Source organism: uncultured Dysosmobacter sp., from assembly GCF_947631635.1.
Classification (GTDB): Bacteria; Bacillota; Clostridia; order Oscillospirales; family Oscillospiraceae; genus Oscillibacter.
Map to the genome: position 1 here is coordinate 66,785 of NZ_CANRMB010000007.1, position 26,943 is coordinate 93,727.

Consider the following 26,943-nt stretch of genomic DNA (forward strand, 5'->3'; position numbering starts at 1 on the left):
TGACCCTTTTTATTTGGAAAAACTATGGTATGATAGCCATACCAGAATTGATATGAGGTGACAGTATGCCGCTGTTCGATACCCACGCCCACTATGATTCCAACGCTTTTAACGCCGACCGGGACGAGGTGCTGTCCGCCCTTCCCGCCGCGGGCGTCGGCCTGGTGCTGGACCCCGGCTGTGACGTGGAGAGCTCCCGGGCCGCGGTGGCCCTGGCGGAACGGTATCCCCACGTCTACGCCGCCGTGGGCCTCCATCCCGAGGACTGCGCCGGAGCGGGCGAGGCGGAGTTTGATGCCATCCGGGAGCTGTGCCGGCATGAGAAGGTGGCGGCCATCGGCGAGATCGGATTGGACTATTACTGGGCGGAAAACCCGCCCAGGGAGTTTCAGCAGGAGGTGTTCCGCCGCCAGCTGGACCTGGCCCGGGAGCTGGACCTGCCGGTGATCGTCCACGACCGGGAGGCCCACGGGGATTCCCTGGCCATCGCGCTGGAATACCCGGAGGTCCGGGGCGTGTTCCACTGCTTCTCCGGCAGTCCGGAGATGGCGGCGGAGCTTTTAAAGCGGGGCTGGTATCTGGGCTTCGACGGCCCCATCACCTATAAAAACGCCAAGCGTGCCCCGGAGGTGGCGGCCATCACGCCATTGGACCGCATCGTGGTGGAGACGGACTCCCCCTACCTGACCCCGGTCCCCTTCCGGGGCAAGCGGAACGACAGCCGGTATCTGCCCTATGTGGTGGAGAAGCTGGCGGAATGGAAGGGCGTCACGCCCGAGGAAATGACGGAGATCACCTGGCGCAACGGCCTGCGGCTGTATGGGCTGGAGGGACGGATCTAACAGAGACAGAAAGAGGGAAAGCACTATGGAAAACAAAACTATCGACAAGATGATTGCCTGCATTGGGTGTCCCTGCCATCTGTTTCATCCCAGCGAGGAAAGGCAGGTTATCATGGCGGCGTATTGGGAGGCAAGGGAACGTGGGGAGCGAGAGGGCTTTATCCCTGTCTTTGTAGCCGCCGAGGACGTTACCCTGTTGGAGTGTTTGGAGATGAACCAAGAGGACGGCAGCGGGGCGGAGGCGGCCCGTCAGGCGGCACTGGCCGCTCCGGTGGAGGACGGCGAGTCCTACTTCGCCTCCCTGCTGGCAGGCAGGAAAGAGGAAGCGGCGGACGGCGGCTTCGATTGGCTGGAGGATGTGCTGGGGGAGCAGGGCGGCGGCGAGGCGATGGATGACTTCTACGGCATGGAGGAACCCATGCTCCTGGCGGAGATCCCTGTGAAAAATCCCTGGGAGGTATTTGCCTACCTGCCCTTCGGCGGCTGGAACGAATGCCCGGATACGCCGGGGCTGATGGCCGCCGCCAAACACTGGCATGAGAAATACGGCGCGGTGCCCGCGGTGATGACCCACGATGTTTTGCAGTTTGCAGTCCCCGCTCCCGTGGACCTGGAGCAGGCCATGGACCTGGCCCTGGAGCAGTACGCCTGGTGTCCCGATATTGTAGACCAGGGGTGTCAGAGCGTGGGGGCGCTGGCGGATGGGCTGGCCCAGTCCACGGTGTGGTTCTTCTGGTGGGACTGAGAGATCAAGTAAGGAGCGATACACATGAAAAAAGGCTTTACCATCACCTATGAATACGGCGGCAACCTGTATGTGAACCCCACCAACCGCTGTAATTTCAACTGTGAATTCTGCCTGCGGCACAACGGCCATGACGGCAGCATCTACACCCACAACCTCTGGCTGGAGCGGGAACCCACCAAGGAGGAGATCCTGGCCTCCATTGAGAGCTGGGACCTGAACCAATACCGGCAGCTGGTCTTTGTGGGCTTCGGAGAGCCCAGCTACCGCATAGACGACATCTGCTGGGTCATCGACCAGCTGAAGGCTCACGGCAAAAAAATATTCACCCGCATGGATACCAACGGCACCGGCAGCCTCATCCACGGCCGGGACATCTGCCCGGATTTCGCGGGGCGGTTCGACATGGTGTCCATCTCCCTGAACACCGACACGGCGGAGAAGTACGACGCCCTGTGCCACCCGGTGCAGGCGGGAGCCTATCAGGCCATGAAGGATTTCGCAAAGGAGATCCAAAAGTACGTGCCCAAGGTGATGATGACGGTGGTGGACACGATCCCCAAGGAGGAGATCGAGAACTGCCGGAGGATCTGTGAAGATGAGATCGGCGCCATCTATCGGGTGCGGGAGTATATCGAGGACTAAAGAGGACCGGCGCTGCCGGAAAGAAAGGAAGAGGACAGATGATCGGTGCATTGATCATGGGCGCCCTGGTGGGCTGGATCGCCGGAAAGCTGATGGGCGTGGAGGGCGGCCTTCTGCGGAATATCGTGGTGGGCGTCATCGGCTCCTTTGTGGGGAGCGCGGTGTTCCGAGCCGTGGGCTTTTACGCGTACGGCACATTCGCCAACCTGCTGGTTGGCGTGGTGGGCGCCTGCCTGTTTATCTGGGTGGGGCGGAAGCTGTTTCATGGTTGAAGGCCCTGTGGAGGGATCTATAAAAAAGAGACGCCGCAAGGCGTCTCTTTTGGATTTACAGCATTTTCAAAAGTTCGATCTGCTCCCCGGAGGGGCCGGTGAAAAACCAGTTCTCCAGCCCGCCGAACAGCGACGGCAGCACAGCTTTTTCCGGCGTCTTGAAGGTGTCCACTCCGGCGGCTTTGATGGCCGCGGCGGTCTGGTCGATGTCGTCCACATAGATGGCGAAGTGGGGGACATTGCCCTCGGTCATGGGCATGGGGGTGGGCGCTTGGATCAATTCCAGCGTGATGCCGCCGAAGGACACCAGCGCCAGCTTCTTCTCCCCCTCCGGCGTGGAGAGAGACGCCTGCTGGGACAGCGCGCCGCCGATCTTTTCATAGAACGCGATGCTCGCGTCCATGTCCGCAGTGTAGATGGCCACATGGCCCAGACCCTGGTAATGTTCTTTCATATGTATTTCCTCCTATATCAAGTGTGGAACAGCAGGGATTTCACAATGATGCTGACGCCGCCGAAAATAAACAGCACGATGGCGCCCTTTTGCAGCTTCCTCTCGTCCAGCCGGGGACCCAGCCAGTTGCCGAAAAACATGGAGAGAGCGGCGGCGGGGACAGATACAAGGCCAAACAGCAGCACGTCCCGGGTCAGCAGGCCGCCCACGGCGTAGGTACACAGGCGGAACAGGTTCTCCCCCAGAAAGAGGAAGCACATGCTGCCCTTGAATTCGCTGTAATCCCTGGCGGTCCGCTGTAAGTAGGCCACGATGAACATGTTGATGCCGAACAGCCCGGCACAGACGCCGGAGAAAAAGGCCACCACCAGCCGGAGCCAGGGGAGGTCCCACCCCGCGCGGACCGGGCGGTGGTCCCGGGTGGCCATTTCCAGGCCCAGAAACACCACCACGACGCCCAGGACAGTCTTGATGACCCAGGGCAGGGAGAACCGCAGCAGCAGGGCGCCGGGGATGACGCCGCACAGATTGGCCAGCAGCAGCGGCAGGATGCGGCGCCACTGAAAGCTGTGCCGGTTTTTCCAGGTGATGTATCCGTTGACCGGACAGTCCAGCAGCAGCGTGCCGGGGGTGATGACGATGTTGTCCAACCGCATGGACAGGATCGGCGCTGAGATCAGCGGATTGCCGAAGCCGATCAGGCCTTTGACCGTGTAGGCCAGGCACTGGGCCAGAAAAATGAACGCAATGATCCCGGGGGTAAAGGCCATAGAACACGTTTCCTCCCTTCTGGATTAACACCTATTGATATACCACGATTCCGCGGAAAAGGAAATCCTTTTTTTCAAAAATGCCTGGAGACAAACAGAGTCCTGCGGATCCGCAGATCAAATATCCATAAAATTTGAGGGTAAATGGAACAATGTTTTGTCCCATTTACCCTTTGTGTCGTTAAAACAGGGTACCGGCGGTTTTACGGACCGCAAATTGACGCTTGGAACTGGCTATGATAAAATCAGTGCGACAAATCATTTTTTAGAAAGGAGCCAGTTTCATGAGTACAGGCTATGAATTCTTAGCCGAAAAAGAAGCAATATGGGCGGAAATGCTTATACGGGTCTTAAAGAAAAATCATATTCCCTGTACCTCCATACCGGTATACGGCGCAGGACTGGTTTTGAGAGGAGGAATGCAGGAACGATTGAAAATTTATGTTCCAAATGAAGATAGGGCCAAAGCGGAAGAATTACTTGAAGAACTCTTTTCTGAAGGAAAAGAGTGAATCACGATCTATGGAGCTTTTAGATACGGGAAAAGCAATATTTGCGGCGGGCGTAACAGACGCAGCAAGCATTGCCGGTTTTCCGGTTGCCCTGTTTGATTCACGAACAGGAACTTGGCGTGGTAATTGCCGCTGCCGCCGCTCGATTTTTTAAATTCCCTGTTAAAATGACCAGACGGGCAGTTACCCACCATGGATAACTGCCCAACAAGCCGGAAGTTTTGTTATTATTTTTTCCACCATAAAAGGTATCTGTAAAATAGTCCGTATTTAATCTTGGACGAAGGCAACAAAATATCAGCAGTAGTCCGGATCTCATTCATTTCTTGAAAATGATATGATACCGATATATGATTGTCCTCGCTCGACTGCATATGCCTGATTTTAGACACAATCGTACAAGGGATAACACGAAACGCCTCCACCACCCAATCAAAAAAATTTGATGGTTTTGCAAGGCCGACGATCAGTATCATACCATCGGGTTTCAATATGGATTTTGCTTTATTCAGTGCCACTGTCATGTCCATATGATGAATAGAGGCGACAAAAACCACCGCGTCAAATTTCTTTTCAAAATTGTATGCTTCAAAGCGGTTATAAATAAATTGTGCGTTATTAGAACCAGATTCATTCAAAGCGCGTTTTATACATGCTTCATCACCATCAATACCAACAAGCGTTCGTTTCCCATCATCCAGATAGCGGACAAGCGAACCATCCCCGCATCCAACATCAAGTATATCCTTACACGCCATCGTAGAGTTCTTAATCCAGTCATAATACGCTACATTATGATTCCAATATGCCGGATGCCGTATGAGCCAGTCACCTCCCCTGAAAACTCGATTTGCCGTTCTGATAATAGCATATGGGCGGGAAACCGCTTACGCCGTCCGCTGTTTCCAGTCTGCAAACCGTCTGATTGTGGACGGGCGCGCCGGACGCTATACCGTCGCCGCGCTGGGCGGCGTGTGGGAAGGGTAACGCGCCGGGAAGGTGTAAATACTTGAACGCATGGGAAAGCCCCCACGCTGGCCTTGTGGCTGGCGTGGGGGCTTTTTTGTCGTTTATGGGGTTATTGCTTCCGGAAACGCAAGGTTATTTCCGCGCCGTAATTCCGGCCTTCGCCGCCGCCGTAAACGTCTATGTGCGTGATACCGTCGAGGCGGGCAAAGTTTTCTTCTACGAAGGGCGCGTGTTCGGCGGGAATGTTCCCGATTTGTTCACCGTTCACGAAAACGCCGAAGGCGGGCTTGCCTTCAAATTCGCCGCGTTCAACCGTCAATTCCATGTCGCCCTTGTCAAACGGCGCGTCATGGAAGTGCATTGCACGAAGGATCGTTTGCCGGGAACGTCGCCCGTTCTTGAAGGTTACGCCCGCAACCTTTGTTCGCAGGAAATCAAAGCCGCTTTGCGTATAAACGGCGGGCTTCCCTTCGCACACGCTGGCGGCGGGAGCGGGCGCGCTGGAAACGGGCGCGGCGGCTTCCTGCTTCGGCGGTGCGGCCTTTTTTCGGAAGCCGATAACGCCCAGCACGGCGGCGATCACAACGCCGCACACGCCCGCCGCAATGTCCCCTTGCGCGAACAACGTTGCCGCGGCAATGAGAAACAGCGCGGCAACGATCCACAGGATCAACACTGTTTTCTTCATGGTTTGAATAGCTCCTTTCATTTTGGGAAAAATTAAGGTTTAGTCACCTTTGGGATATTATATCGCATTTTTTGTGCTACCGTCAATATGCGGAATACTTATCTTTGGCATAAGGGAGCGGGACGCATGAAAATATACCGTTATGCCGGAAGGTGCAACGCTTCCGGGTTGAAAATAAAGAGGATCAGAGAAAAACGGGAGATCACGCAAGAACAGCTTGCGGCAAAAATGCAGATTGAGGGAATACCGTTAAATCAAAAAGCAATAAGCAGGATTGAAGCGGGAAGCCGTGTCGTTGCAGATTATGAATTGATGATATTTGCAAAGGTGCTGGGCGTTCCGGTTGCAGACCTTCTAAAAGAATAAAACGGCGGGGAAACCCGCCGATTTTTTATTTTTTTCGCATTTTTTTGTTAAAACCCCTTGACACTATACAACTAAAGTGGTATAATACAATCACAGGCAAGGGGAAGCCGAGTAAAGAAGAAAGGAGCGAAACACCACCGGAAAGGGGGTGAGCGGGTGAAGGAAGAGCAGATAAAAGAACTGCTTGAACTTCTACGGAAGGCTTTAGAGAGTGAAGCGGTGGAGCGCATCACAATCACGATAAAGCCGAAGCAAAAGCCCAAACAGTCCTAACGATCAAGGCGGCGGGAAATCCCCGCCCGTCGCCTATATTATAACCGGATAAACGCGAATTTGTCAAGGGGGCGCGCGAAAATGCAGATTGATATAAAAGTGTCCTACAAGAACGAAAGGCTTAAAACGCTTCGCACGGCGGCGGGGCTTTCGCAATCACAGCTTGCACGGGAAACGGGGCTAAACGTCCGGACGTTGCAACACTACGAACAGGGAACAAAGGATTTGAACGCGGCGCGGCTTTCCACGATCCTTAAATTGTGCGCCGCCCTGCATTGCAGGCTTCGGGACATTATCACAGAGCCGGAAACGCTGGAATTGCTGGAACAGTACGAAGGAGGGAAAGAAGAATGAACTTCAAGAAGGTAAAGAACGCGTTCATGTTTTCAAAATATGTCCGTGAAGACGGAAAGTACACAATAGAAAGCGTTGATAGAAGAATAAACGGGACATTGAAGAATGTGTTTGAAGTGTCGGACGAAACGGGGAAAGTAATTGACACGCTGGCGAGGCTGAAAGACGCAAAGGAAAAATACAAGGAGGCATAAGGCTTCGGAGAGGGGCGGCAGAAATGCCGCCCTTTCATCTTCTTTATGGAGGGCTGGACATGGGACACTTCTTTAGTCACCTGACAAAGACGGATCGTTACAAGATCGAAGCGTTGTTGAATGCGGGGCATTCCAAAAAGGAGATTGCCGCGGAAATTCATGTGCATATAAGCACGATATATCGGGAAATCAAGCGCGCCCGCATGATCCACCGTAATTCGGATTGGACGGAAGAAGAGCGTTACAATCCGGACGAAGCCGAACGAAGATACCGGGAAAACCTTGCGGCGAAGGGCGCGCCGTTGAAGATCGGAAGCGATTATGAGCTTGCGGACTATCTGGAAGGCAAAATGCTTGATAAAGAAAGCCCGCGTTCGCCCGCCGCCGCCCTTGCCGATATTGAGCTTGAAGGGAAGCAATTCAAGACCACAATTTGCGTGTCTACCCTTTACAGCTATATAACAAAGGGCGTGTTTCTGACGCTGACGAACGACGACTTGCCGGAAAAGCCGAAGCGCAAGCGGAAGTACAGAACCGTGAAGCAGGCCAAACGCGCGCCCCGCGGGGAAAGCATAGAGAAACGCCCAGCGGAAGCGGACGGGCGCGCCGTCTTCGGGTATTGGGAAATGGACACGGTTTACAGCGCGGCGAAGACTTCAAAGCGGGCGTTGCTGGTTTTGACGGAGCGGAAGACGCGGAAAGAGATCATAGAACCGATTTTTGACCGCACAAGCGAAAGCACCATTAAAGCACTTGACCGGATCGAACGGAGGTACGGCAAGATGTTCCGGAAGATATTCAAGGCGATCACCGTTGACAACGGCGGGGAATTTTCGGACGTGGAGCGGTTGGAGCGTTCCGCGATCCGGAAGGGAAAGCGGACGAAGTTTTATTATTGTCACCCGTACAGCAGTTTTGAACGCGGTTCCAACGAAAATCAAAACAAGATGATACGGCGGCAACACCCGAAGGGAACAGACTTCGGCAAGGTGTCCACCGCCGCGATCAAGAAAACGGAAGCGTGGATAAACAACTACCCGCGAAAGGTGCTGGGCTGGAAAACGGCTGACATGGCGTTCGCGGAATGCGTGGCCGCGCTGTAAAACGGCCTTCAAAAAAATTTTTCAAATTTTTTCGCATTTACTCTTGACATTTGGCACTCATTTTAAAAGGGATAATTTTTCTTGACATTTGCGCAGATTCATATATAATAATAAGGCTCGCAGTCTGCGGGCAATCCTTGCTCTCATCTGAGAATGAGGGCCATTTGTCCAAAAGGAGGTGCAAACATGGCAAAGGTTTCTGCCAATTATGAGGTCGTGTATATCATCGACCCTGCACAGGGTGAGGAGGGCATCGCCGCTCTGGTGGCGAAGTTCAAGACCCTGGCTGAGCAGAATGGTTCCGCCGTTGAGGTGGAAGAGTGGGGCAGCCGCAAGCTGGCTTATCCCATCAACTTCAAGACCGAGGGCTACTACGTGCTGATGAGCTTCACCAGCGAGCCTTCCTTCCCCAAGGAGCTGGACCGTGTCCTCGGTATCACCGACGGCATCATGCGTTCCCTGATCGTCTGCAAGGGCGAATAAGGAGGGGTATCCATGCTCAACAAGATCATCATCATGGGTCGGCTGACCCGTGACCCCGAGCTGCGCCGCACCGGAAGCGGCACGGCCGTCACATCCTTCTCCCTGGCCGTGGACCGAGACTTCAAGTCCCAGAACGGCGAGAAAGAGACGGATTTCATCGATGTGGTGGCCTGGCGCAGCACCGCGGAATTTGTCAGCAAGTACTTCACCAAGGGCCGCATGGCCGTGGTGGAGGGGCGGCTGCAGATCCGCGACTGGACGGACCAGAACGGCGGCAAGCGCAGAAGCGCGGAAGTCGTGGCTGAAAATGTCTACTTCGGGGATTCCAAGCGCGATGGTGCCGGAGATTACGGCGCCTCTCCCGCGTACAGTGCCCCTGCCGGACGGGCCCCTGCGGCTCCTGTGGGCGGGCACTCCGACTTCGCCGAGATCGGCGAAGAGGACGGCGACCTGCCGTTCTGATTGATTTTGATAAAGGAGGAACCATTTCATGGCTTTCGATCGTGAAGCGAGACCCGCTCGTCCCATGCGCGGCAAGCGCCGTAAGGTTTGCCAGTTCTGCGCTGAGAAGTGCGAGAGCATCGATTACAAGGACGCCGCCAAGCTGCGTCGTTTTGTCTCTGAGCGTTCCAAGATTCTGCCCCGCAGAACCACCGGTACCTGCGCCATGCATCAGCGTCAGCTGACTGAGGCCATCAAGCGTGCCCGTCAGATCGCTCTGCTGCCTTATGTCACCGATTGATTTGAAAAAGACCCCGAAAGGGGTCTTTTTTCTATGGAACGATCATGCAGAAGGCCCGTCCGGAAGGACGGGCTTTCCGATTATCTTACGTGGTTTGCGGCGGCTGAGGAGATACAGCTTTCATGGGGCCTCCGCCAGAGAGTGGCTGCCGTCCCAGCATGGGCGGCGTTTTCTATTTGCTGCGGGCCTCCAGGACCTCCACCATTCGCTCCGCGAACAGACGGCCCGCCAGCGCGGCCTCCTCCGGGGAGTTCCCGGCGGCCCCCACCTCCACCAGCAGGGAGCCGGTGGTGGCATGCTGATTATACCGGGAGTTCCGCAGCAGGATGGGCCGCATTAGGGAGGGGTACATTGTCAGCGCGTTCTGCTGGATGGCCACCGCCAGCTTCAAATTCTCCATCCAGTTGGGATGGGTCAGGCCGCTGCCGTCACTGCCCACCACCAGCGTCAGCTGGGCGGAGGTGCCGGTGCCGTCGATCTCGGAGACCACCTTGTACTCATTGCCCTGGGCGTCCTCAATGGCGTCCCGGTGAACATCCAGGATGAACCGGATGGAGGGATACTGGGCCAGATAGCTTTGGATGGCCGCCAGGGAGCGGTCATAGGCGCCGGTATAAGAGGGATAGTCGTACAGCGTCCGGTCGTGGAGCACGGAGATGCCGGCCTCGCCAAAGACCTCAGCCATTTCGTCCCCCACCTTGACCACGTTGTACCGGGAGTCGGTGGTGCGGTGGTCGCCGGACCAGACGACATCCGTATCCGCGGCGGGGGTGTAGGCCTCACTGCCGTGGGTGTGGAGGATCAGGACCTGTGGCTCCTCCGGCGTCAGCTCCGCCGCGAAAAGCTCCTGCAAAGCGGGAATGGACAGGGTATGGCTGGTGGAATTGCTGATATAGGCCCGCCCGCAGACGGTATAGCCGCTGGGGTCCGTGGGGATCAGCGTCTTGGCGGGGACGCCGTTGTCGGTGGCGGTAACGGTGTCCAGCGGGGTTTCCTCCACGGGAACAGTGACCACCTCTTCCTCCTCACTGTCCTGGGAGGGCTGTTCCGCCCGGTCCGAGGACCACAGCTCCGCCACAGCGGGCCGTGCCGCCAGCAGCAGCGGGGATTCGCCGATGGTCATCACCGCGGCGGGGGAAAGCGTGTCCTGGGTCCACAGGTCTCCCAGCTCCCACCGCAGAGCGCCGAGGGGCATGGACGCCCGCAGGGCGGAGAGGGCGGAAGCGGCGGTGTCGCTGCCCGCGGTGACACTCACCGCCCACAGCGTTCCTGCGGCCAGAACACCGGCCTCCAGCCGCCGCAGAAGGCCGGAGGCGAAGATCTTTTGTTTCATGCACGTCACCTCTGGGACAACCTATGCGAGAGGGAGAACAGATATGACTGCCGGGGACTCTATATTCCCTGCGGCGGGGGCCAGGGAGCGAATTTTCTGTTGACAACCATTTTTTTCGGGTATATAGTAGGAAAAAACAGGGGAGCTTGTAAGCGGGCTGAGAGGAAGTCATCAACTTCGACCCTTTAACCTGATGCGGGTAATGCCGCCGTAGGAAGTCATGCGATGATTCCCAGAGGCGCCTCGGTCAGGCGCCTCTGTTTTTTTATGAGATGAAAGGAAGTGAGTGCCGCTCCGCGTGGATGCGCGGCGGGCCGAGGGGGAGCGCCCTGGGTCTGACGATGGGCGATGGGAAGCCGTGTTCCGGCGTGAGAGGAGGCCAGGAAGCCTCGACCGTCCTGCTGCCAGGCAGGAACAACACACAGTGGCCCGCCTTTGCTTACGGCGGGTCCGCGGAACAAGGAGGAACTATGATGAACGCAAGTGTTGCCATTCAGGTATTGCCCAAAGTAGCGACCAACCAGGAGACCGTCCGCGCGGTGGACGAGGTCATCGCCTATATCAAGTCCTTTGGCCTGCACACAGAGGTGGGTCCCTTTGAGACCACCGTGGAGGGGGACTACGACACCTTGATGGAGATCGTCAAGGGCTGTTCCAAGGTCTGCGTGGAGGCCGGTGTGCCCGGCGTGATGACCTATGTGAAGATCAACTACGCCCCCGCCGGTGTGCTGACCATGGAGGAAAAGACCGCCAAGCACCGGGAGGAGGGACACGAATGAAGTATTCCACCCGGAAGCTGGTCCTGACGGCCATGCTGGCCTGTCTCTCTTTCGTGCTGTGCACCTTTGTCTACTTTCCCTCCATGGCGCCCTTTCAGCACTTCGTGGATGTGATCGCCGCCGTGCTGCTGGGGCCCTGGTACGCCTGTGCCGCCGCCTTTTTGTGCGGCGTGCTGCGGATGCTCAGCGGCCGGACCATCCAGGCGGTGGTGGGGGCCGTCTTCGGCCCCATCGTGGGCGGACTGCTGTATGAGAAGACCCACAGCGTCTGGATGGCGGCGGTGGGCGAGGTCTTTGGCACCGGGATCCTGGGCGCCCTGACCGCCTATCCGCTGATGAAGGCCTTTTACGGCCTGGATGCCCAGGAGTGGTATTACTACATCCCCTTCTATACCCCCTCCGCCGTTATGGGCGCGCTGATGGGCGTGGCGGTGGTCCTGATGCTGAAGCGCACCGGCGTGCTGGACCGGATGCAGCATGAGCTGGCAAGGTGAGGGGCCGGTATGGAGCTTTATGAATGTTTGAAGCGGGTCCGGGAGCGGGCTCCGCTGGTACAGTGCATTACCAATTTCGTCACCGTCAATGACTGCGCCAACATGCTGCTGGCAGTGGGGGCCTCCCCCACCATGGCCATGGACCCCCGTGAGGCGGCGGAGGCGGTGTCCGGCGCCAACGGCCTGGTCTGCAACCTGGGGGCCATCGAGCACGTGGACTCCATGGTCCTGGCGGGCAGGCGGGCCAACGAGCTGGGCATCCCCGTGGTGCTGGACCCGGTGGCCGCCGGGGGCACCACGCTGCGGCGGGAGCAGTCCGCCCGGCTGCTGCGGGAGGTCCGGTTCGCGGCGATCCGGGGCAACGCCTCTGAGATCCGGGGCCTGGCTCGGCAGGGCAGCGGCGGCAGCGGTGTGGATGTCACCGCTCTGGATGCCGTCACAGAGGAGAACCTGCCCCAGTCCGTGGAGTTGATGCGGCGTCTGGCGGCAAAGCTGCGGACGGTCATCGCGGTCTCCGGCGTGCTGGACGTGGTGTCCGACGGAGCGCGGACCGCCGTGCTGCGCAACGGCTGCGCCACCATGGCCCGGATCACCGGCAGCGGCTGCATGCTGACCACGCTGATGGGGGCCTTCTGTGCCGCTGCGCCGGAGGCGCCCTTTGACGCCGCCTGCGCCGCCATGGCCGCCATGGGCGTGGCCGGAGAGCTGGCAGAGGCCAGACGGCTGCAAAACGGCACCGGCAATGCCACGTTCCGCACCGACCTGATCGACGCGGTATTCAATCTGACGGAAACAGACATGAAGGAGAGGGTGCATTATGAGCTTTACCAGGGATGAGATTCGGAGCGCCATGCTGCTGTATGCGGTGACGGACCGCATGTGGCTGAAGGCGGGGGAGACCCTGCCGGAGGTGGTGGAGGCTGTGCTGGAAAACGGCGCGACCTTCTTGCAGATCCGGGAGAAGGACCTGGCAGCGGAGGCATTTGAGAGGGAGGCGGCGCAGCTGAAGGCGCTGTGCGCCCGCCATCACGTGCCTTTTGTAGTGAACGACAGCGTGGAGATCGCCCTGGCCTGCGGCGCCGACGGCGTCCATGTGGGCCAGTCCGATATCCGGGGCCGGGATATCCGGGCCATGATCGGCCCGGACAAAATTCTGGGCATTTCCGCCGGCACGGTGGAAGAGGCCGTGGCCGCGGAGAGGGCCGGGGCGGATTACATCGGTGTGGGCGCTGTTTTCGGCACCAGCACCAAAAAGGACGCCCGCTCCATGACCGTGGACCGCCTGCGGGAGATCGCGGCCTCCGTGGCCATCCCCGTGGTGGCCATCGGCGGCATCAGTGAAAGGAATATTTTGCGGCTGAAGGGCAGCGGCGTGGACGGCGCGGCGGTGGTCTCCGCCATCTTCGGCGCGGCTGAACCCGGTCCGGCCACGGCCCGGCTGCTGGCGCTGTCCCGGGAGATGGTGGGCGGCTGTGGATAAACGGTTTGCCATCTTTGATATGGACGGCACCCTGGTGGACTCCATGTCCTTCTGGCAGCGGCTGGGCCGGGAGTTCCTGGCCAGCCGGAATGTGACGGAGGGCGTGGAGTCCATTCTGGAGCGCATCAAGCCCATGACCATGACGGAGTCCTCCGCTCTGTTTATCCGGGAGTGCAACATCCCCGGCACGCCGGAGAGCGTGGCGGCGGAGATGAACGCCATCATGGACGGGCATTACCGCCGGGATATTCCGCTGAAAGCGGGGGCGGCCGGTTATCTGGACGGGCTGTGCCGCCGGGGCGTGCGGCTGTGCGTGGCCTCCGCCACGGCGGAGCCGCTGATGGCTGCCTGCCTGGAGCGGCTGGGCGTGGCGGACCGGTTTGAATTCCTGCTCTCCTGCGAGGAGGTGGGAACGGGGAAAGACCGGCCGGACGTGTATTTTGCCTGCGCACACCGCTTCGGCGCAGAGCCGGAGGACATCGCGGTATTTGAGGACGCGGTGTACGCCGCCAGGACCGCCAAGGCCGCCGGGTTCCACACGGTGGCGGTCTATGACTCCGCCGGCGCGGGAAACTGGGAGGAGCTGACGGCTCTGGCCGACGAGACGGTCCTCACCTGGACGGACGCCGCCCGGGCACTGTAATCGATTTCCGGAGGGGAGACCCTCCCCGCGGCACATTGGGGGCACCACCTTGCGCCGCGTAAAAAAACTTCAATGCAAAAGGGAGAAGCGATATGAGAACAGCATTGACGATCGCTGGGACCGATCCCAGCGGAGGCGCCGGTATCCAGGCGGATATCAAGACCATGACCATGAATGGCGTATTTGCCATGAGTGCCGTCACGGCCCTGGTAGCGCAGAATACGACCGGCGTGAAAAGCATCATGGAGGTCACACCGGACTTTCTGGCGGAGCAGATGGACTGCGTGTTTACCGACATCTTCCCCGACGCGGTAAAGACCGGCATGGTATCCAGCGTGCCGCTGATCGAGACCATCGCGGACAAGCTGCGGCAGTATGGTCCGCGGCACATCGTGGTGGACCCGGTGATGGTGGCGACCGCAGGCTCCAAGCTGCTGCGGGACGATGCCATCGACACCCTGAAAAAGCAGCTGCTGCCCCTGGCCTCCGTTGTCACGCCCAATATCCCGGAGGCGGAGATCCTCTCCGGCAGGAAGATCGAGAGCGCCGCCGACATGGAGGCCGCCGCCCGGAGCATCAGTGAGACATACGGCTGCGCGGTTTTGTGCAAGGGCGGCCACAACCTCAATGACGCCAACGACCTGCTGTGGCGGGACGGCGCGGGCAAGTGGTTCCAGGGCAGGCGTATACAGAACCCCAACACCCACGGCACCGGCTGCACCCTCTCCAGCGCCATTGCCGCCAACCTGGCCAAGGGATACGGCCTGGACGAGGCGGTGGAAAGGGCAAAGACCTATATCTCCGGCGCCCTGGCCGCCATGCTGGACCTGGGCCATGGCTCCGGTCCCATGGACCACGCCTTTGACCTCAAACCGGAATACCGGATCGAGAAGCAGTGACCAGATCAGGCAAAACCTCCGGCCCAGCCGGAGGTTTTGCCTGATCATATAGAAAGCAGAGGGACCGCCGGCGGCGGTCCCTCTGCTATTTCGGCTTCCGGGGCGTCCAGGAGGGACAGGTGCTGCCCTCCTCCCGGTCCTTTGTCCGCAGGCAGATGCAGTGGCCCATGGACAGGGAGATGTACCGGGAGCCATCCCGGACATAGTGGCGGAGAAAATGGGCGCAGTTTCCGCAGACGGTGTCGTCGTGCTTGGGATATCGCGGCATATTTATCACCTCATCTACAATAATATTCGTGACACAAATATTTGTCAATATTTGTGTTATAAATATTGTATGGTATCATCACGAGGTGATGGTATGTATTATCGCAGAATTGGAGAATTGCGCATCGACCGAGATATCAAGCAGATCGAAGTTGCAAAATATCTGGGAGTTGAGCAGGGGACATATTCTGGATATGAAAGTGGGAGAATCAGGATTCCTGTGGAAAAGGTCGTAATGCTGGCAAAATTTTATCATGTCACCGTAGACTATTTACTGGGCCTTTCAGACAAGCCGCAGTAAAACGGATCTTAGGAGAACGATGGAAGCCTATGGAACAACCAGCCTGCCGCAAGCCATTCGGCTCACGGCAGGCTTTCCCTTTACAGCGCCGCCCGCTCCCGCATGAGGGCGATCTCCCGCGCATATCCCGGCAGCTCGTTGGGCGTCTCCAGGCAGAACGGCAGGTCCCTCAGCGCCGGGTGCCGCACCACGGCGGACAGGGCCTCCAGGCCGATGCACCCCTCGCCGATGCGGGCGTGGCGGTCCTTGCGGGCGCCGGTGGGATTCAGGCTGTCGTTGAGGTGGATGGCCTTCAGCCGGTGGAGGCCGATGATTCGGTCAAACTCCGCCAGCACGCCGTCCAGGTCGTGGATGATGTCATAGCCGCCGTCGGAGACGTGGCAGGTGTCCAGGCACACGCCCATCTTGTCCGACAGCTCCACCCGGTCCAAAATGGCCCGCAGCTCCTCAAACCGGCCGCCCACCTCGCTGCCCTTCCCCGCCATGGTCTCCAGCAGGACCGTGGTGGACTGGTCCTCCCGCAGGATGGCGTTCAGACCCTTGGCGATGTAGGCAATGCCGGTCTCCGTCCCCTGCCCCACATGACTGCCGGGGTGAAAATTGTAGTACTGCCCGGGGATGTGCTCCATCCGGCGGAGGTCATCGGCCATGGTCTCCCGGGCAAAGACGCGGTTGGCCTCCTCCTTTCCGCAGAGGTTCAGGGTATAGGGCGCGTGGGCGATGATGGGGGCGAAGCGGCGCTCCCGCATCAGATCCGCCAGCGCCGCCGCATCGGCGGGGTCCAGGTCTTTGGCCCGGCTCCCCCGGGGATTCCGTGTGAAAAACTGAAAGGTGTCCGCCCCCAGCTCCAGAGCCTGCCGTCCCATGGCGGCAAACCCCTTGGAGGAGGACAGATGGCAGCCGATGTGCAGCATAAGATGCCTCCCATGTGTGATTTTTTTCAGTATACCAGAAAAAACGCCGCCTGTCCGGTGGAAATGCAACAAAACGTCCCCGCCGAAAACGGCGGGGACACTTTGGTCAGCTGGCCTCCTGCGTGACAGAGATCTCCTCTTCCAGAAAAAGATCCTCTGCCTGCTGCTGGATCTCGATCAGCCTGGTCCGCAGCTGGCACAAAGCCTCCTCCGTGTCGGTGATGGCGTTGAACAGCAAAAGATATTCTTTGGCGATAGACTTCATTTGGCATCATCCTTTCTGAATGACCACAAAATATGGGGAAGAACATCCTTATCATACACAAATATTTGGGCATATCCTGTCTGAATTTGTCGATGGCTCCGGAATTTTGAAAAGAATTGAAAAAACAGGGGGCGGCAGGGCGAAAAGACGGGATTTTCAGAAATTTATGCGGTTTTTCACCGGAGCGCCTGTCTGTCCCCCGGCGGAGGCCGGAGCCTTGAAAAAGGCGGGCGTGACCGGGAACTGGGAGAACAGCCCTCCGGGCGGTTCTTTTTTGTTGACAAGAGCCTCCTACAAGTGTAGTATAAATGCATGTACTACACTTGTAGGAGGAATACGCCATGACAAAGCTGTCTGAACGGGAGTGGGCGGTGCTGACGGCCCTGTGGAGCACCGGAGGCGCCACGCTGGGCGAGCTGTCGGACGCCCTGCGGCCGGATACCGGATGGAGCCGGAACACCGTGCTGACCTATCTCACCCGCATGGAGGCCAAGGGGCTGGTGACCATCGACAAGGAAGCCTGCCCCCACATCTACCGCGCGGCGCTGGACCGGGAGGCCTGTCAGGCCTGGGAGCGGCACAGCTTTCTGCGCCGGGTCTACCAAGGCTCCGCCGGGGACCTGGTGGCGGCTTTTCTGCGGGAGGAGCACATCTCTCCGGAGGAGCGGGACCGGCTGCGGAAGCTGCTGGACGAGATGGAGGTGTGAGGCTGTGACGGATCTTTGGGGCTTTCTCCTCCAAACACTGACGGCCTCCGGTGTGGCGGCGCTGCTTCTGGTGGTCAAGGCCATGTTCCGGGACCAGCTGCCGCCCCGGTGGCAGTTTGCCGCCTGGGGCGTTCTGGGACTGGTGCTGCTGGTCCCGGCGGGCATGGGGGGACGGTATGTGCTGCTCAACTGGCCTTGGCTGGTGGAGACGGTCAAGACGGTTTTCAGCGGGGACTATTCGCTGACGCGGGTCACTGCCCCCATTCCCCTGCCCCGTCTCCGTGTCCCGGAAACGGCGGCGGAGTGGCTGTACGCGGTCTACGCGGCGGGCGTGCTGGCGTTTTTGCTCCGGTATGCCGCCACCTATCTCCGCCTGCGGATGGCCCTCCGCCGGGGTACGCCCGCCGGAGAGGACCGCGCCGCCCAGATCGGGGCGGTGGCGGAGCGGTACGGCCTTCCGGTCTGCCCCGCGGTGGAGGTGCCGGGGCTGACCTCCGCCTTTATCTGCGGGGTGTTCCGGCCGGTGCTGGCCCTGCCCGCCGGGGAGGCGGTGGACGACAAGGTCCTTCTCCACGAGCTGCTGCACCTGAAGTACAGGGACGCCGCCTGGGGGCTGGTGATCTGCCTGTTCCGGTGCGTCCACTGGTGCAATCCCCTGCTTTGGATCTGCGCTGGCCGGGCGGGCAACGATCTGGAGGCCCGCTGTGACCAGAGGGTGCTGGAGCGGCTGGAGGGAGAGGCGCGCAGGGACTACGGCCGCATCCTGCTGTCCATGGCGGACGAGCGGTACGCCCGCGTCCCCGGCACCTCCTCCATGGCCAACGGCGGCAAAAATATCCGGCGGCGCATCCAGGCCATCGCCCGGTTCAAAAGATATCCGGCGGGGATGGCGCTGGTGTCGGTATGCGTGACGGTGACGCTGGCGGTGCCTCTGCTGCTGGGCGCCCGGGCCAAGGGCGTCTACGAGGGCGGCTATTCCGTCCCCTGGGGCATCGACATCTCCGCCGTCCTGGCCTCCGCACGGACCACCCCCTGCACCACCTATGCCGGAGCGCTGGACACCTATGCCAAGGCGGTGCTGGACCAGAACGCAGTCTACCGGGCCATGTGCGCTCCCCTGGAGGAACAGGCGGCGCTGGCGGAGGAATTGAAACAGGCGGCGGACCGCAGCGAGTGGCCCAACGTCCGGTGGGACTCCGGCCTCCCCTGCTGGCCCAATACCCAGGCCGGCTATTCGATCTACAATCTGGAGCCTGCGGACCGGGAGGCCTATGAGGGCCTTCTGGTGGTGGAGCTGAACTACCCGCCGAATGGCCTGCCAGCGGAAGAAAGCCGCACCTATCTGGGTACCCAGAGAGTGCGGGCGGAGAAACAGGCGGACCGCTGGGTGGTCCTGCCCCAGGAGCCGTTCCGAACCGTGGAGACGGCTAACGAACTGGGGTGGAGCTGGGGCTGCGAAGACCTGCCGGCCTATGTGTATCAGAGCACCGGCGGCGGGTTTATGGTGGTGGCCCGGTATCAACAGGTGTTTGTGGTGGACAACACCGTGGAAGAGGACCATGATATGAGCTGGCTCTCCGGCGCCTCCTCCCGGCTTGACACGACGCCCAAACCGAACGCGGAATTTGACAGGGTGAACTGGGCGCACCTTATCCAATGCCGCTATGTGGGGGAGCAGGCGGACAAGGCGGAGATCTGGCGGGTGGGCGTCAGCGCCGCGCCCACGGATTCCCTGTTGGAGCGGCCCCAGCTGCGCAGGTCATATGGAGAGGTGAGCGGTTCCGGCGGCGGAGAGCTTTGGGCCAGCCAGAGCATCAGCGGAGACTGGGAGGATACGGTCTTTATGGGTGGCGGAGGAAGCAGCGCCCCGTTTGACGGGAACAGCTTTGACCCGCCGCGGTTTTACGCGGCGGACCTCTATGTCAACGACAGGCTGGAGGCGGAATTGACGCTGCCCCTGCTGAAAGGAGGGCAGCCCCGATGGTAGCGCGAAGAGACATCTATGACGGCCTCTCCCGGGCCGCCTGGGGATATCTGTTCCTCTATCTGGATATCAACCTGGGCACCGTCAGCATCCTGCCCCGCTTCGTGGGCTGGCTGCTGTTCCTCTCCGCCATTGAAAAGCTGAAGGCGGAGCGGCGGGACCTGGCCCTTCTGCGGCCGCTGGGGATCCTGCTGCTGCTTTGGAGCGGCGCGGACTGGCTGGCGTCCTGGGCGGGGGTCGATGTGGACGGACACATTGTGCCCCTGGACCTGATCGTCACGGTGGCGCAGATGTATTTCCACTTCCAGTTCCTCACCGACTGCGCCGCCCTGGCGGAGCCATACAGCTATGCGGGCATCCACCGCCGTCTCCTCCGCTGGCGGACGCTCCAGACGCTCCTGCTGACCGGCATGGGGATTTTGATAGAGGCTGGAGCGTGGCTGGGGAGGATATCGGGGTACATGTTGGCGGCTTCCGCGGTGGTGTATCTCATCGCGGGCCTGTGCCTGATGGCGGCGCTGTTTGCCCTGCGAAAGTTTTATCAGGGGGATCCGGCGCCGGACGGAGCGCCTTAGGCGGGGCACGATCCCTCCAAAAGATGCGAAAAGGACAGCCGCAAGGCTGTCTTTTTCCGAATTTCCCGGAAAGATGAAAAGACTGTCGCCTCTTGACGAAAGGGAAATGCGCGAGGTATGCTTATAAAAATACCGGGCGGGAGGTGACCTATGCCAGTGGAGATCAGAGAAGACCGGACAAAGCATGGGCTGGACAGCGCCCTGCGGGAACTGCTGAAACGAAAGCCCCTGGATCAGATCCGGGTCCGGGAGCTGACGGACCTGTGCGCCATCCGGCGGCAGTCGTTTTATTACCATTTCACGGATGTATATGCACTGTTTGACTGGTCCCTCCGGCAGGAGCGGGCACGCCTGCTCCTGCGGCAGGAGAACTGCCTGACATGGCAGCAGGCCCTGCGGGACCTGCTGGCCTATACCCAGGAGCAGCGGAGCTATTATTTGGCCTTGCTGCAAAGCCGGGGCCGGAACGGCCTGCGGGAGGTCCTGAAGGACGCCGTCCTCCAGCTGCTGAAAAAAACCATGGCCTATTACCGGCAGCGCTGCGGTGTGTCCAGAGACCCGGAGGCAGAGCGGGCGCGGCTGGCCTGCGAGGAGACGATCATACTGGCGCTGATGGAGGGATGGCTCTGCGGAGACCTGGACCAGCCGCCGGAAAGTGTGATCGGGCTGATGGAGAGCGCCATCCAAAAAGAGGCCATAGGCGCCGTATGGCTGAGCATCCCGCAATGGGAGGCGCAAAATTGAAAACTACACAAAAAATGTCGGGCAAGGACAGGGATTTCCCCCTGTCCTTGTTTTTTATGCGATGACAGCGGACACACGGTATTTTGACAATTTTAAAATCTTGTCAAAAAACAGACGTTTTTGCAGAAATTGACCGTTTTTGAAAAAATTGGGCCACCATATAATGTGCCGCACAGGAGTGATGTTGTGAAAAAAGTTTGTTACACAGTGGTCCTGCAAAGCCAGTTGGGGCCTCGGGCCGGAGAACTGCTATTGCAGGAGAATGCGCAGGTGGTGTCCGGGTCCTTTAGCCTGCTGGGGCATTGCAGCCGCTTTTCCGGCAGTGTGCTGAAGAGCGGAAAGTACCTGATCTCAGGCACTTTGCGCTCGCCTGTGGATCAGGAGCCCTATGACGCGATCTTCACCGTACAGAACGGCCGGCTCACCGGCGGCCTTATCACCCGGCACGGCTGCTGGGACCTGACCGGCGTTCAGACTGTTCCTGCCGCATCACGCTTGAGACCTACCGAATGCTGAATAGGGCCGCGCTGCGGAAGTCAGGCGGATTTTTCCAAAAATCCGCCTGGTTTGTCATGCAATGATAACCAAACGGCGGCCCGGACAAAAGGGGGAACGTCGTGCGGGAATATGTTGTGAACCGGCCGGAGGAGGCCGCCATGCGCCGGATCCTGGAGCGGGAGCAGACCGGTCCGGAGGGCGTTGTCCTGCGGCTGGCCTGGCTGGAGGGCCTTTCCCGGGACGAGATCGCCGGCCTAACCTGGGAGCAGGTCTCCTTTTTGGACGACCGCCTGGAACTGCCGGACCGCATGGTCCCGCTGGCCCCAGAGATGCGGGGATGTCTTTGGCGGCTCCATGAGGCATATGGGGAACGGTCACAGTACGTGGTCCTGTCCTCCCGGAGCAGGAGGCCGATGCAGCCGGAGTCCATTTCCCGGCTGGCGCGGCAGGCGCTGGACCGGGGCGGCCAAAAGGAGGTCCGCCTGATGGACCTGCGCCATGACTGGATCATCCGCCAGCTGGAGACCCAGGACTGGCCCACGGTGGCCCGCGTCAGCGGCGTGGAGGTTCCGGCGCTGCAGGCCCGGTTTGCCGGCTATGTGCCGAAGCGCGCCGCCTGGGCCAGCCGGGAAGCCGCGCCCCAAGTGGATGAATTTAAGCTGTGGAAGATCCTTCAGGCGGAGCGGGACACCCCGGCGGGTCTCGCCCTGTGGCTGGCGTGGCAGATGGGCCTCCAGGCCCAGGAGATCGTGGCCCTCACCTGGGACCAGGTCGATTTTGCGCAGAACCGCCTGGTGCTGCCGGACCGGGAGATCCCCCTGACCAACGCGGTCCGCCGCCTGCTGGAGGACATCCAGGTCCGCCGCGTGCCGGCGGATGACGCCCACGTCCTGCTGACGGATCAGTCCCGCAGGCCGGTGGACCTGCCCCGGCTGTCCCGGATGACCCGGGCGGCGCTGATCCGAGGCGGCATGGAGCACATCCTCTTGCGGGACCTGCGGAAAAACGAGGGCCGGGAGAGCGAGGACGCCCGTATTCTGGAAAGGGTCCTGGAGGAGGGGCCTGTCTCCCGGGGAGACGTGATGGAGCTGCTGGGCCTGTCCAAGACCGCTGCCCACGCCCGGCTGCGGCGGCTAACGGAGCAGAAAAGGCTGGTCCGCGTGGGCGGAAAATACTACCTCCCCGGCACGGTGGTACCGCCGGAGCGGCATCTCACCGCCATCCGGGCGTATTTGGAGCGGGCGGGCTTCGCCTACCGCCAGGACATCGCGGAGCTGCTGCACATCCAGCCCAAGCAGTGCACGCTGGTGCTGCGGCGGCTGGTGGAGGCGGGCGAGCTGGTCCAGTCCGGCCAGCGGTATGCCCTGCCCACAGAGGAGACGCGAAGGGCGGAATAGCTTCCGGAAAAGGAGCCTTGCAAGACGGTTTGCAAGGCTCCTTCTTTTTGCGCGCCGCCGCATTACCGTGTTACAGTTGGACCACCCAAAAAATTCTGTCAGTTATTTCCTCCTGGCAAGCGGAAGTTACTTATTATATGCCGGTTTTCAGTTCCGTTAAAAGACAGCCGAAACCCTTGTGTATCAAGGATTTTTATCGTAGATTGACCTTGCAGAAAGCGGCGGACGCTTCCCTGCCTGTCCGGGACACCGGGGTTGGCTAGCCCCCGATTCCCTTTGCCGGGCAGGTGGGGAAGGCTGGCGCGTTTTGCAAAAATCTTAAAGGAGGAAAACACCCCATGAAGAAGTTCCTTTCTCTGGTTCTGGCTCTGGTGATGGTCATGTCCCTGGTCACCGTCAGCGCCGGCGCCAAGGACTTCACCGACGACAGCAAGATCAACTATGAAGAAGCTGTTGACGTGATGTCCGCCCTGAAGGTTATCGACGGTTATCCCGACGGTTCCTTCGCTCCCCAGGGCAGCCTGACCCGTGGTGCTGCCGCCAAGATCATCTGCAACCTGATCCTGGGCCCCACCACCGCCTCTGCCCTCCGCGCTGATACGGCCCCTTACAAGGATGTCCCTATCAACCACACCTTTGCCGGTTACATTGCCTACTGCGCACAGCAGGGCATCATCTCCGGCTACGCTGACGGTTCCTTCCGTCCCGCCGCTACTCTGACGAACTATGCGTTCCTGAAGATGCTGCTGGGCGCTCTGGGCTACAACGCCGAGATCGAGGGCTACATTGGCGACAACTGGTCCATCCAGGTCGCCAAGCGCGCTCTGAACATCGGCCTGACCAAGGGCCTGAAGGGCGACCTGAACGGCACCGACTATGCCACCCGTGAGCAGGCCTGCCTGTATGCGCTGAACACCCTGAAGGCCACCATGGTGGAGTATGACGCCAAGATCACCGCCAACGTGAACGGCGCTCAGGTCATCGTGGGCAACTCCGTCGCCAACGACGTGAAGTGGAACATCGCCTCCAAGACCGATGGCAACATCAAGGACGACGATTATGTCCAGTTCGCAGAGAAGTACTTCGAGAAGCTGGAGCTGGAGATCACCAACGGTATGTATGGCCGTCCTTCCAACACCTGGAAGCTGAAGAAGTCTGAGATCGGCACCTATCCCTCTATCGAGACCACCTATGTCTACACCGAGGGCACCGACAGCAAAGACGTCTACAAGGATCTGGGCAAGGCCATCGTGGAAGAGTACGATTGGGAAGCCTATGTCAACGGTGTTGAACAGAAGAAGCCTGTCCTGCCTGTGAAGGGCTCCGACGACGAGTGGGACTACACTGGTGAGGGCACTGTCACCGAGATCTATGTTGACAACGATACCGAGAAGGTGACCGTTGTTGAGATCAACCACTATCTGGGCCAGGTCACCAAGGTCAAGAGCGACGATGACGGCGAGTATATCACTGTCAAGACCCTGTCCAAGGGCGCTAAGGAGCTGGATGAAAAGACCTTCTATGTTGAGGGCTACAAGGAAGACGACTATGTTGCTTTCACCATTGACTGGAACGATGATGACGACGAGTATGTCATCGGCGAGGTCTATGAGCCCGAGACTGTGACCGCCGAAGTCACCCGCGTTGAGAACGATGCCGCTAAGGACGAGGTCACCAATGCGGTGTACGGCAATACCTATCTAAAGGCCGACGGCGAGAAGTACACCTACTCTGACGGTGATCATGCCGATAAGAAGAACGGCTCCGCTAAGTTTGTCCAGCAGGACCACATGGTCTATGACCTGGATGAGCCCTGCACCAGAGTCCATCCCGAGCTGAGCAAGGACTATGTCCTGTATCTGGATGCCAACGGCTATGTGCTGGCCTTCGAGCTGGCTGAAGAGGATGCCACCAGATACCTGTACGTCAAGGACTCCGACGAAGAGCTGAAGGACTGGGTCGCCAAGGCCGTTCTGGATGACGCCACCACCGCAAAGGTCGATGTGAAGAGCAAGTATAACTACACCAAGGCCGACGGCAAGAAGGATACCCAGTCTATCGTGTGGTGCGACGACGACTATATCAAGGACAACAAGAGCTCCATTGATGAACAAATCTGGAAATACAGCGCCAGCGACAAGGGTGTGTATACCCTGACCAAAGTCGAGCAGACCTTCTTGCCCGCCAAGGACGCTGACGGCAACTTCAAGGAGATCATCACCTCTGGCACAGCCGGGGATGGCGAGACCTACGGCACCAAGATTTTCAACGGCAAGGCTTACATCACCGCCAATGGCACCACCTTCATCGTGGACAACAAGACCATCTTTGTCGACATCGAAGGCGGCAAGGCTTACACTGGCTACAAGGAAGTTCCCAATGTGGAGAACGCCCAGCTGGCTGTTGTTACCAAAGACAGCAACAAGAAGAACTCCATCGCTGAGATCGTCTTTATCATCGAGGGTGACATCTACGATAAGGATTCCACCTACTTCATGCTGACCAAGAATACCCGTGAGTCCCTGAAGTATGACGGCGATTATTACTGGGAGTACTTTAACGCCTATACCAACGGTGAGAAGGGCTCCGTGTATGTCGCTTATGACGCCAGCAGCACTGTTCTGGAAAAGGGCGTCCTGTATAAGGCCACCAAGGTCGTCGATGAGCAGTACATCACCGGGATCGAGAAGATTACCGAGGAGAAAGTGCCCTTCGAGACCGTCTCCGCTGCTGGTATCGACGCCTTCTGGACTGAGGACGATGAGAAGAAGCCCAACCAGTATGACACCGATGAAAATACCATTTTCGTTCTGGTCGATGTTGAGCTGGACAAGGACGGCGATCTGGATAAGATCAGCATTTCCGATGGCAACATCAACGATATGAAGGATCAGGACGGCTATACCAAGTACGTCCGCGTCGTTGAAAAGGATGAAGAGACTGCTGAACTGGTCTACATCTACTCTGTCAATGTCGATGGCGGAGATGACGGGGAAGATCCTGAGGAGAAGCCTGAGTATGATATCCACGCCTGGGCGGGCAGCACCAAGGGCAATGTTCAGATCGCTGTCCTGAAGCACACCTATGGCGAGGATGGCAATCTGATCAAGGACGAGTGGCTGGATGTTGAGGAGCTGAATGCACTGAAAATCGGTGCGAAGGACATCTCCATGAAGACTGCCGGCCAGACCTTCGAGCCCACCACTGAAGAGGGCTATCCCATCGCCCTGAACATTCTGGACTATGATGCCGTTCATAAGGATCAGGATGGTTACAATGCCGACTTTGCTGGCGCTGGCTTCCTGAAGGTCCACTTCGAGAACGGTTCTGTGGTGATTGGTGGTTATGCTACTGTTGCCATTGACGGTATCGGCACCTGCAAGCTGACCTACTGATTCCCGCGCACATCAGATATGATCTGATATAAAAGCAAGCCCCCGGACTTACGTCCGGGGGCTTCTTTTACTTTTTCAGACCATACAGCAGCAGCCGGGAGCCTGCCGCTAGATTTGCATCTTTGCTGACTAGCTTGAAAATTGCAGAACCGCTGGGGTCAAAATTGTCAGTCATGGCCTTTTTGCTAATAGAGCGGGAGTATTCTCCATCGTTGCTCATGCCCTCCGTGCGAAACAGGGCTCCGGCTTTGCTGCACCGGATGACCTCTGCTGTACCGACGACCTGAATGGCAGGGTCGGTTAACGAGAGGATAGCATTGGTCCAATTGGCGCTGAAAAATTGAAGCTCTCGCGGACCAGCAGTCCTGTATTGGCAGTAAAAATAGTCGTAAAGCTCCGCATTGGGGACCGTGACGCTTAATTCGGCGGCCGCCTTAGTCAGCGTCGCTTCCCCCAGCTTGACCCACAGGTTTTCCGCCCGCAGGGCTGCCACATCCGCCGCCAATGCGGTTTTCTCCGCCTTTTTGCTCACCTGGGCGGTCAGGCTGTTCACTGTGGAGGCGTCGGCCTTCCCTGCGGTCTGTTCCGCCAAGCCGTGCAGGGCCGCCTCCACCTTCTGGTTGTCATGGTTGAAATCCTCCATCTGGATGCGGTCATCCAGTTCCCATTGGTTCAGTTGATAATGTTCTGTTTGCTGCAAAACGAGTCTCTCCTCTTCCTCCTTTTATTTACCAGACAGCTGCCGCAAAAGCCTCTTTCCAATTGGCGGGAACTGGGCGGATCTCACAAGAGCCTGTCGCGCTGGCTCCTTACGAGTGGTTCAGTGAACCAAACGAAATTTGACAGGCCTGGAAAA

36 protein-coding genes and 1 riboswitch are annotated in these 26,943 nt (G+C 59.0%); of the genes, 27 read left to right on the top strand and 9 right to left on the bottom strand.

Annotation, left to right across the window (positions count from 1 at the left end; all coding sequences use genetic code 11):
- The first annotated feature begins 65 nt into the window (after nt 1–65).
- Genes Q0Z71_RS05540 through Q0Z71_RS05555 form a run of 4 tightly spaced genes read left to right on the top strand, consistent with a single transcriptional unit; the run spans nt 66 to nt 2,504 of the window.
- The gene (locus tag Q0Z71_RS05540; protein WP_298019414.1) at nt 66–842 is read left to right on the top strand and encodes a TatD family hydrolase; all 777 of its coding nucleotides are present in this window, start codon (nt 66–68) and stop codon (nt 840–842) included.
- A gap of 25 nt (nt 843–867) precedes the next feature.
- A complete protein-coding gene (locus tag Q0Z71_RS05545) occupies nt 868–1,587 on the top strand; it encodes a DUF4253 domain-containing protein (protein WP_298019416.1) in 720 nt (239 codons plus the stop codon).
- A gap of 24 nt (nt 1,588–1,611) precedes the next feature.
- Nucleotides 1,612–2,232, top strand: coding sequence for a TatD family nuclease-associated radical SAM protein (locus Q0Z71_RS05550; protein WP_298019418.1), 621 nt, complete (start codon nt 1,612–1,614; stop codon nt 2,230–2,232).
- Between the two features lie 38 nt (nt 2,233–2,270).
- Complete coding sequence (locus Q0Z71_RS05555) at nt 2,271–2,504, top strand: GlsB/YeaQ/YmgE family stress response membrane protein (RefSeq protein WP_298019420.1); 234 nt, start codon at nt 2,271–2,273, stop codon at nt 2,502–2,504.
- Nucleotides 2,505–2,559: 55 nt separating this feature from the next.
- On the opposite strand, the gene Q0Z71_RS05560 is transcribed toward Q0Z71_RS05555, so the two are convergent.
- Nucleotides 2,560–2,958 carry a VOC family protein gene (locus Q0Z71_RS05560; protein ID WP_298019422.1) on the bottom strand — a complete coding sequence of 133 codons (399 nt, stop codon included), beginning with the start codon at nt 2,956–2,958 and terminating at the stop codon, nt 2,560–2,562.
- Nucleotides 2,959–2,975: 17 nt separating this feature from the next.
- On the bottom strand, nt 2,976–3,728 hold the full coding sequence (locus Q0Z71_RS05565; protein ID WP_298019424.1) for a sulfite exporter TauE/SafE family protein: 753 nt from the start codon (nt 3,726–3,728) through the stop codon (nt 2,976–2,978).
- A 284-nt stretch (nt 3,729–4,012) separates the two neighbouring features.
- Here Q0Z71_RS05565 and Q0Z71_RS05570 point away from each other — a divergent pair, with 284 nt between their 5' ends.
- Nucleotides 4,013–4,240: a hypothetical protein gene (locus Q0Z71_RS05570; RefSeq protein WP_298019426.1), complete on the top strand. Its 228-nt coding sequence runs from the start codon at nt 4,013–4,015 to the stop codon at nt 4,238–4,240.
- A gap of 227 nt (nt 4,241–4,467) precedes the next feature.
- Here Q0Z71_RS05570 and Q0Z71_RS05575 read toward each other — a convergent pair whose 3' ends face one another.
- Nucleotides 4,468–5,106 carry a class I SAM-dependent methyltransferase gene (locus Q0Z71_RS05575; RefSeq protein ID WP_363316685.1) on the bottom strand — a complete coding sequence of 213 codons (639 nt, stop codon included), beginning with the start codon at nt 5,104–5,106 and terminating at the stop codon, nt 4,468–4,470.
- Here Q0Z71_RS05575 and Q0Z71_RS17090 point away from each other — a divergent pair.
- Nucleotides 5,060–5,227, top strand: coding sequence for a peptidoglycan-binding domain-containing protein (locus Q0Z71_RS17090; RefSeq protein ID WP_363316684.1), 168 nt, complete (start codon nt 5,060–5,062; stop codon nt 5,225–5,227). The two genes, Q0Z71_RS05575 and Q0Z71_RS17090, sit on opposite strands and share 47 nt — an antisense overlap.
- A gap of 91 nt (nt 5,228–5,318) precedes the next feature.
- Here the strand turns inward: Q0Z71_RS17090 and Q0Z71_RS05580 are convergent, their stop codons facing one another.
- Complete coding sequence (locus tag Q0Z71_RS05580; RefSeq protein WP_298019428.1) at nt 5,319–5,897, bottom strand: hypothetical protein; 579 nt, start codon at nt 5,895–5,897, stop codon at nt 5,319–5,321.
- 126 nt (nt 5,898–6,023) lie between these two features.
- Between Q0Z71_RS05580 and Q0Z71_RS05585 the strand changes: the two genes are divergently transcribed.
- The 7 genes from Q0Z71_RS05585 (at nt 6,024) to rpsR (ending at nt 9,412) form a co-directional block, all read left to right on the top strand.
- Nucleotides 6,024–6,263 (top strand): helix-turn-helix domain-containing protein, encoded by a 240-nt coding sequence (locus Q0Z71_RS05585; protein WP_298019429.1) that lies wholly within the window; start codon nt 6,024–6,026, stop codon nt 6,261–6,263.
- Nucleotides 6,264–6,617: 354 nt separating this feature from the next.
- A complete protein-coding gene (locus tag Q0Z71_RS05590) occupies nt 6,618–6,890 on the top strand; it encodes a helix-turn-helix domain-containing protein (RefSeq protein ID WP_298019430.1) in 273 nt (90 codons plus the stop codon).
- A complete protein-coding gene (locus tag Q0Z71_RS05595; RefSeq protein ID WP_298019432.1) occupies nt 6,887–7,084 on the top strand; it encodes a hypothetical protein in 198 nt (65 codons plus the stop codon). Before Q0Z71_RS05590 ends, Q0Z71_RS05595 begins: the two co-directional genes overlap by 4 nt.
- Nucleotides 7,085–7,143: 59 nt before the next feature.
- Nucleotides 7,144–8,187, top strand: a complete 1,044-nt coding sequence (locus tag Q0Z71_RS05600) for an IS30 family transposase (RefSeq protein WP_298019434.1) — start codon at nt 7,144–7,146, stop codon at nt 8,185–8,187.
- 186 nt (nt 8,188–8,373) lie between these two features.
- The gene (rpsF, locus tag Q0Z71_RS05605; RefSeq protein WP_298019437.1) at nt 8,374–8,670 is read left to right on the top strand and encodes a 30S ribosomal protein S6; all 297 of its coding nucleotides are present in this window, start codon (nt 8,374–8,376) and stop codon (nt 8,668–8,670) included.
- Between the two features lie 12 nt (nt 8,671–8,682).
- Nucleotides 8,683–9,132 (top strand): single-stranded DNA-binding protein, encoded by a 450-nt coding sequence (gene ssb, locus Q0Z71_RS05610; RefSeq protein ID WP_298019439.1) that lies wholly within the window; start codon nt 8,683–8,685, stop codon nt 9,130–9,132.
- A 28-nt stretch (nt 9,133–9,160) separates the two neighbouring features.
- A complete protein-coding gene (rpsR, locus tag Q0Z71_RS05615; protein WP_235228553.1) occupies nt 9,161–9,412 on the top strand; it encodes a 30S ribosomal protein S18 in 252 nt (83 codons plus the stop codon).
- Nucleotides 9,413–9,584: 172 nt separating this feature from the next.
- On the opposite strand, the gene Q0Z71_RS05620 is transcribed toward rpsR, so the two are convergent.
- Nucleotides 9,585–10,745 (bottom strand): stage II sporulation protein P, encoded by a 1,161-nt coding sequence (locus Q0Z71_RS05620; RefSeq protein ID WP_298019441.1) that lies wholly within the window; start codon nt 10,743–10,745, stop codon nt 9,585–9,587.
- A gap of 128 nt (nt 10,746–10,873) precedes the next feature.
- Nucleotides 10,874–10,979, top strand: a riboswitch (TPP riboswitch).
- A gap of 239 nt (nt 10,980–11,218) precedes the next feature.
- On the opposite strand from Q0Z71_RS05620, the gene Q0Z71_RS05625 reads away from it, so the two are divergent.
- From Q0Z71_RS05625 to thiD, 6 genes are all read left to right on the top strand, one after another.
- Nucleotides 11,219–11,524 (top strand): thiamine-binding protein, encoded by a 306-nt coding sequence (locus tag Q0Z71_RS05625; protein ID WP_298019443.1) that lies wholly within the window; start codon nt 11,219–11,221, stop codon nt 11,522–11,524.
- Nucleotides 11,521–12,018, top strand: a complete 498-nt coding sequence (thiW, locus tag Q0Z71_RS05630; RefSeq protein ID WP_298019445.1) for an energy coupling factor transporter S component ThiW — start codon at nt 11,521–11,523, stop codon at nt 12,016–12,018. The genes Q0Z71_RS05625 and thiW overlap by 4 nt, the downstream gene beginning before the upstream one ends.
- Nucleotides 12,019–12,027: 9 nt before the next feature.
- Complete coding sequence (gene thiM / locus Q0Z71_RS05635; protein WP_298019447.1) at nt 12,028–12,855, top strand: hydroxyethylthiazole kinase; 828 nt, start codon at nt 12,028–12,030, stop codon at nt 12,853–12,855.
- The gene (gene thiE / locus Q0Z71_RS05640; RefSeq protein ID WP_298019449.1) at nt 12,836–13,498 is read left to right on the top strand and encodes a thiamine phosphate synthase; all 663 of its coding nucleotides are present in this window, start codon (nt 12,836–12,838) and stop codon (nt 13,496–13,498) included. The genes thiM and thiE overlap by 20 nt, the downstream gene beginning before the upstream one ends.
- Nucleotides 13,491–14,141: an HAD family phosphatase gene (locus Q0Z71_RS05645; protein WP_298019451.1), complete on the top strand. Its 651-nt coding sequence runs from the start codon at nt 13,491–13,493 to the stop codon at nt 14,139–14,141. The genes thiE and Q0Z71_RS05645 overlap by 8 nt, the downstream gene beginning before the upstream one ends.
- Before the next feature lie 92 nt (nt 14,142–14,233).
- On the top strand, nt 14,234–15,040 hold the full coding sequence (gene thiD / locus Q0Z71_RS05650) for a bifunctional hydroxymethylpyrimidine kinase/phosphomethylpyrimidine kinase (protein WP_298019454.1): 807 nt from the start codon (nt 14,234–14,236) through the stop codon (nt 15,038–15,040).
- Nucleotides 15,041–15,125: 85 nt separating this feature from the next.
- Here thiD and Q0Z71_RS05655 read toward each other — a convergent pair whose 3' ends face one another.
- On the bottom strand, nt 15,126–15,308 hold the full coding sequence (locus tag Q0Z71_RS05655) for a hypothetical protein (protein ID WP_298019456.1): 183 nt from the start codon (nt 15,306–15,308) through the stop codon (nt 15,126–15,128).
- A gap of 93 nt (nt 15,309–15,401) precedes the next feature.
- Between Q0Z71_RS05655 and Q0Z71_RS05660 the strand changes: the two genes are divergently transcribed.
- Nucleotides 15,402–15,608, top strand: a complete 207-nt coding sequence (locus Q0Z71_RS05660) for a helix-turn-helix domain-containing protein (RefSeq protein WP_298019458.1) — start codon at nt 15,402–15,404, stop codon at nt 15,606–15,608.
- 80 nt (nt 15,609–15,688) lie between these two features.
- Here the strand turns inward: Q0Z71_RS05660 and Q0Z71_RS05665 are convergent, their stop codons facing one another.
- Complete coding sequence (locus Q0Z71_RS05665; RefSeq protein ID WP_298019460.1) at nt 15,689–16,522, bottom strand: deoxyribonuclease IV; 834 nt, start codon at nt 16,520–16,522, stop codon at nt 15,689–15,691.
- 106 nt (nt 16,523–16,628) lie between these two features.
- Nucleotides 16,629–16,787 carry a hypothetical protein gene (locus Q0Z71_RS05670; protein ID WP_298019462.1) on the bottom strand — a complete coding sequence of 53 codons (159 nt, stop codon included), beginning with the start codon at nt 16,785–16,787 and terminating at the stop codon, nt 16,629–16,631.
- A 341-nt stretch (nt 16,788–17,128) separates the two neighbouring features.
- Here Q0Z71_RS05670 and Q0Z71_RS05675 point away from each other — a divergent pair, with 341 nt between their 5' ends.
- The 7 genes from Q0Z71_RS05675 (at nt 17,129) to Q0Z71_RS05705 (ending at nt 26,087) form a co-directional block, all read left to right on the top strand.
- Nucleotides 17,129–17,494, top strand: a complete 366-nt coding sequence (locus tag Q0Z71_RS05675; protein WP_298019464.1) for a BlaI/MecI/CopY family transcriptional regulator — start codon at nt 17,129–17,131, stop codon at nt 17,492–17,494.
- A gap of 4 nt (nt 17,495–17,498) precedes the next feature.
- On the top strand, nt 17,499–19,481 hold the full coding sequence (locus Q0Z71_RS05680) for a M56 family metallopeptidase (RefSeq protein ID WP_298019466.1): 1,983 nt from the start codon (nt 17,499–17,501) through the stop codon (nt 19,479–19,481).
- Nucleotides 19,475–20,053 carry a hypothetical protein gene (locus Q0Z71_RS05685; RefSeq protein ID WP_298019468.1) on the top strand — a complete coding sequence of 193 codons (579 nt, stop codon included), beginning with the start codon at nt 19,475–19,477 and terminating at the stop codon, nt 20,051–20,053. Before Q0Z71_RS05680 ends, Q0Z71_RS05685 begins: the two co-directional genes overlap by 7 nt.
- 150 nt (nt 20,054–20,203) lie before the next feature.
- On the top strand, nt 20,204–20,797 hold the full coding sequence (locus Q0Z71_RS05690) for a TetR/AcrR family transcriptional regulator C-terminal domain-containing protein (protein WP_298019470.1): 594 nt from the start codon (nt 20,204–20,206) through the stop codon (nt 20,795–20,797).
- Nucleotides 20,798–20,983: 186 nt separating this feature from the next.
- The gene (locus Q0Z71_RS05695) at nt 20,984–21,313 is read left to right on the top strand and encodes a hypothetical protein (RefSeq protein WP_298019473.1); all 330 of its coding nucleotides are present in this window, start codon (nt 20,984–20,986) and stop codon (nt 21,311–21,313) included.
- A 101-nt stretch (nt 21,314–21,414) separates the two neighbouring features.
- Complete coding sequence (locus Q0Z71_RS05700; protein ID WP_298019475.1) at nt 21,415–22,692, top strand: DNA glycosylase AlkZ-like family protein; 1,278 nt, start codon at nt 21,415–21,417, stop codon at nt 22,690–22,692.
- A gap of 338 nt (nt 22,693–23,030) precedes the next feature.
- On the top strand, nt 23,031–26,087 hold the full coding sequence (locus Q0Z71_RS05705; RefSeq protein WP_298019477.1) for an S-layer homology domain-containing protein: 3,057 nt from the start codon (nt 23,031–23,033) through the stop codon (nt 26,085–26,087).
- Between the two features lie 67 nt (nt 26,088–26,154).
- On the opposite strand, the gene Q0Z71_RS05710 is transcribed toward Q0Z71_RS05705, so the two are convergent.
- Nucleotides 26,155–26,787 carry a hypothetical protein gene (locus Q0Z71_RS05710; RefSeq protein WP_298019479.1) on the bottom strand — a complete coding sequence of 211 codons (633 nt, stop codon included), beginning with the start codon at nt 26,785–26,787 and terminating at the stop codon, nt 26,155–26,157.
- Nucleotides 26,788–26,943 lie beyond the last annotated feature (156 nt).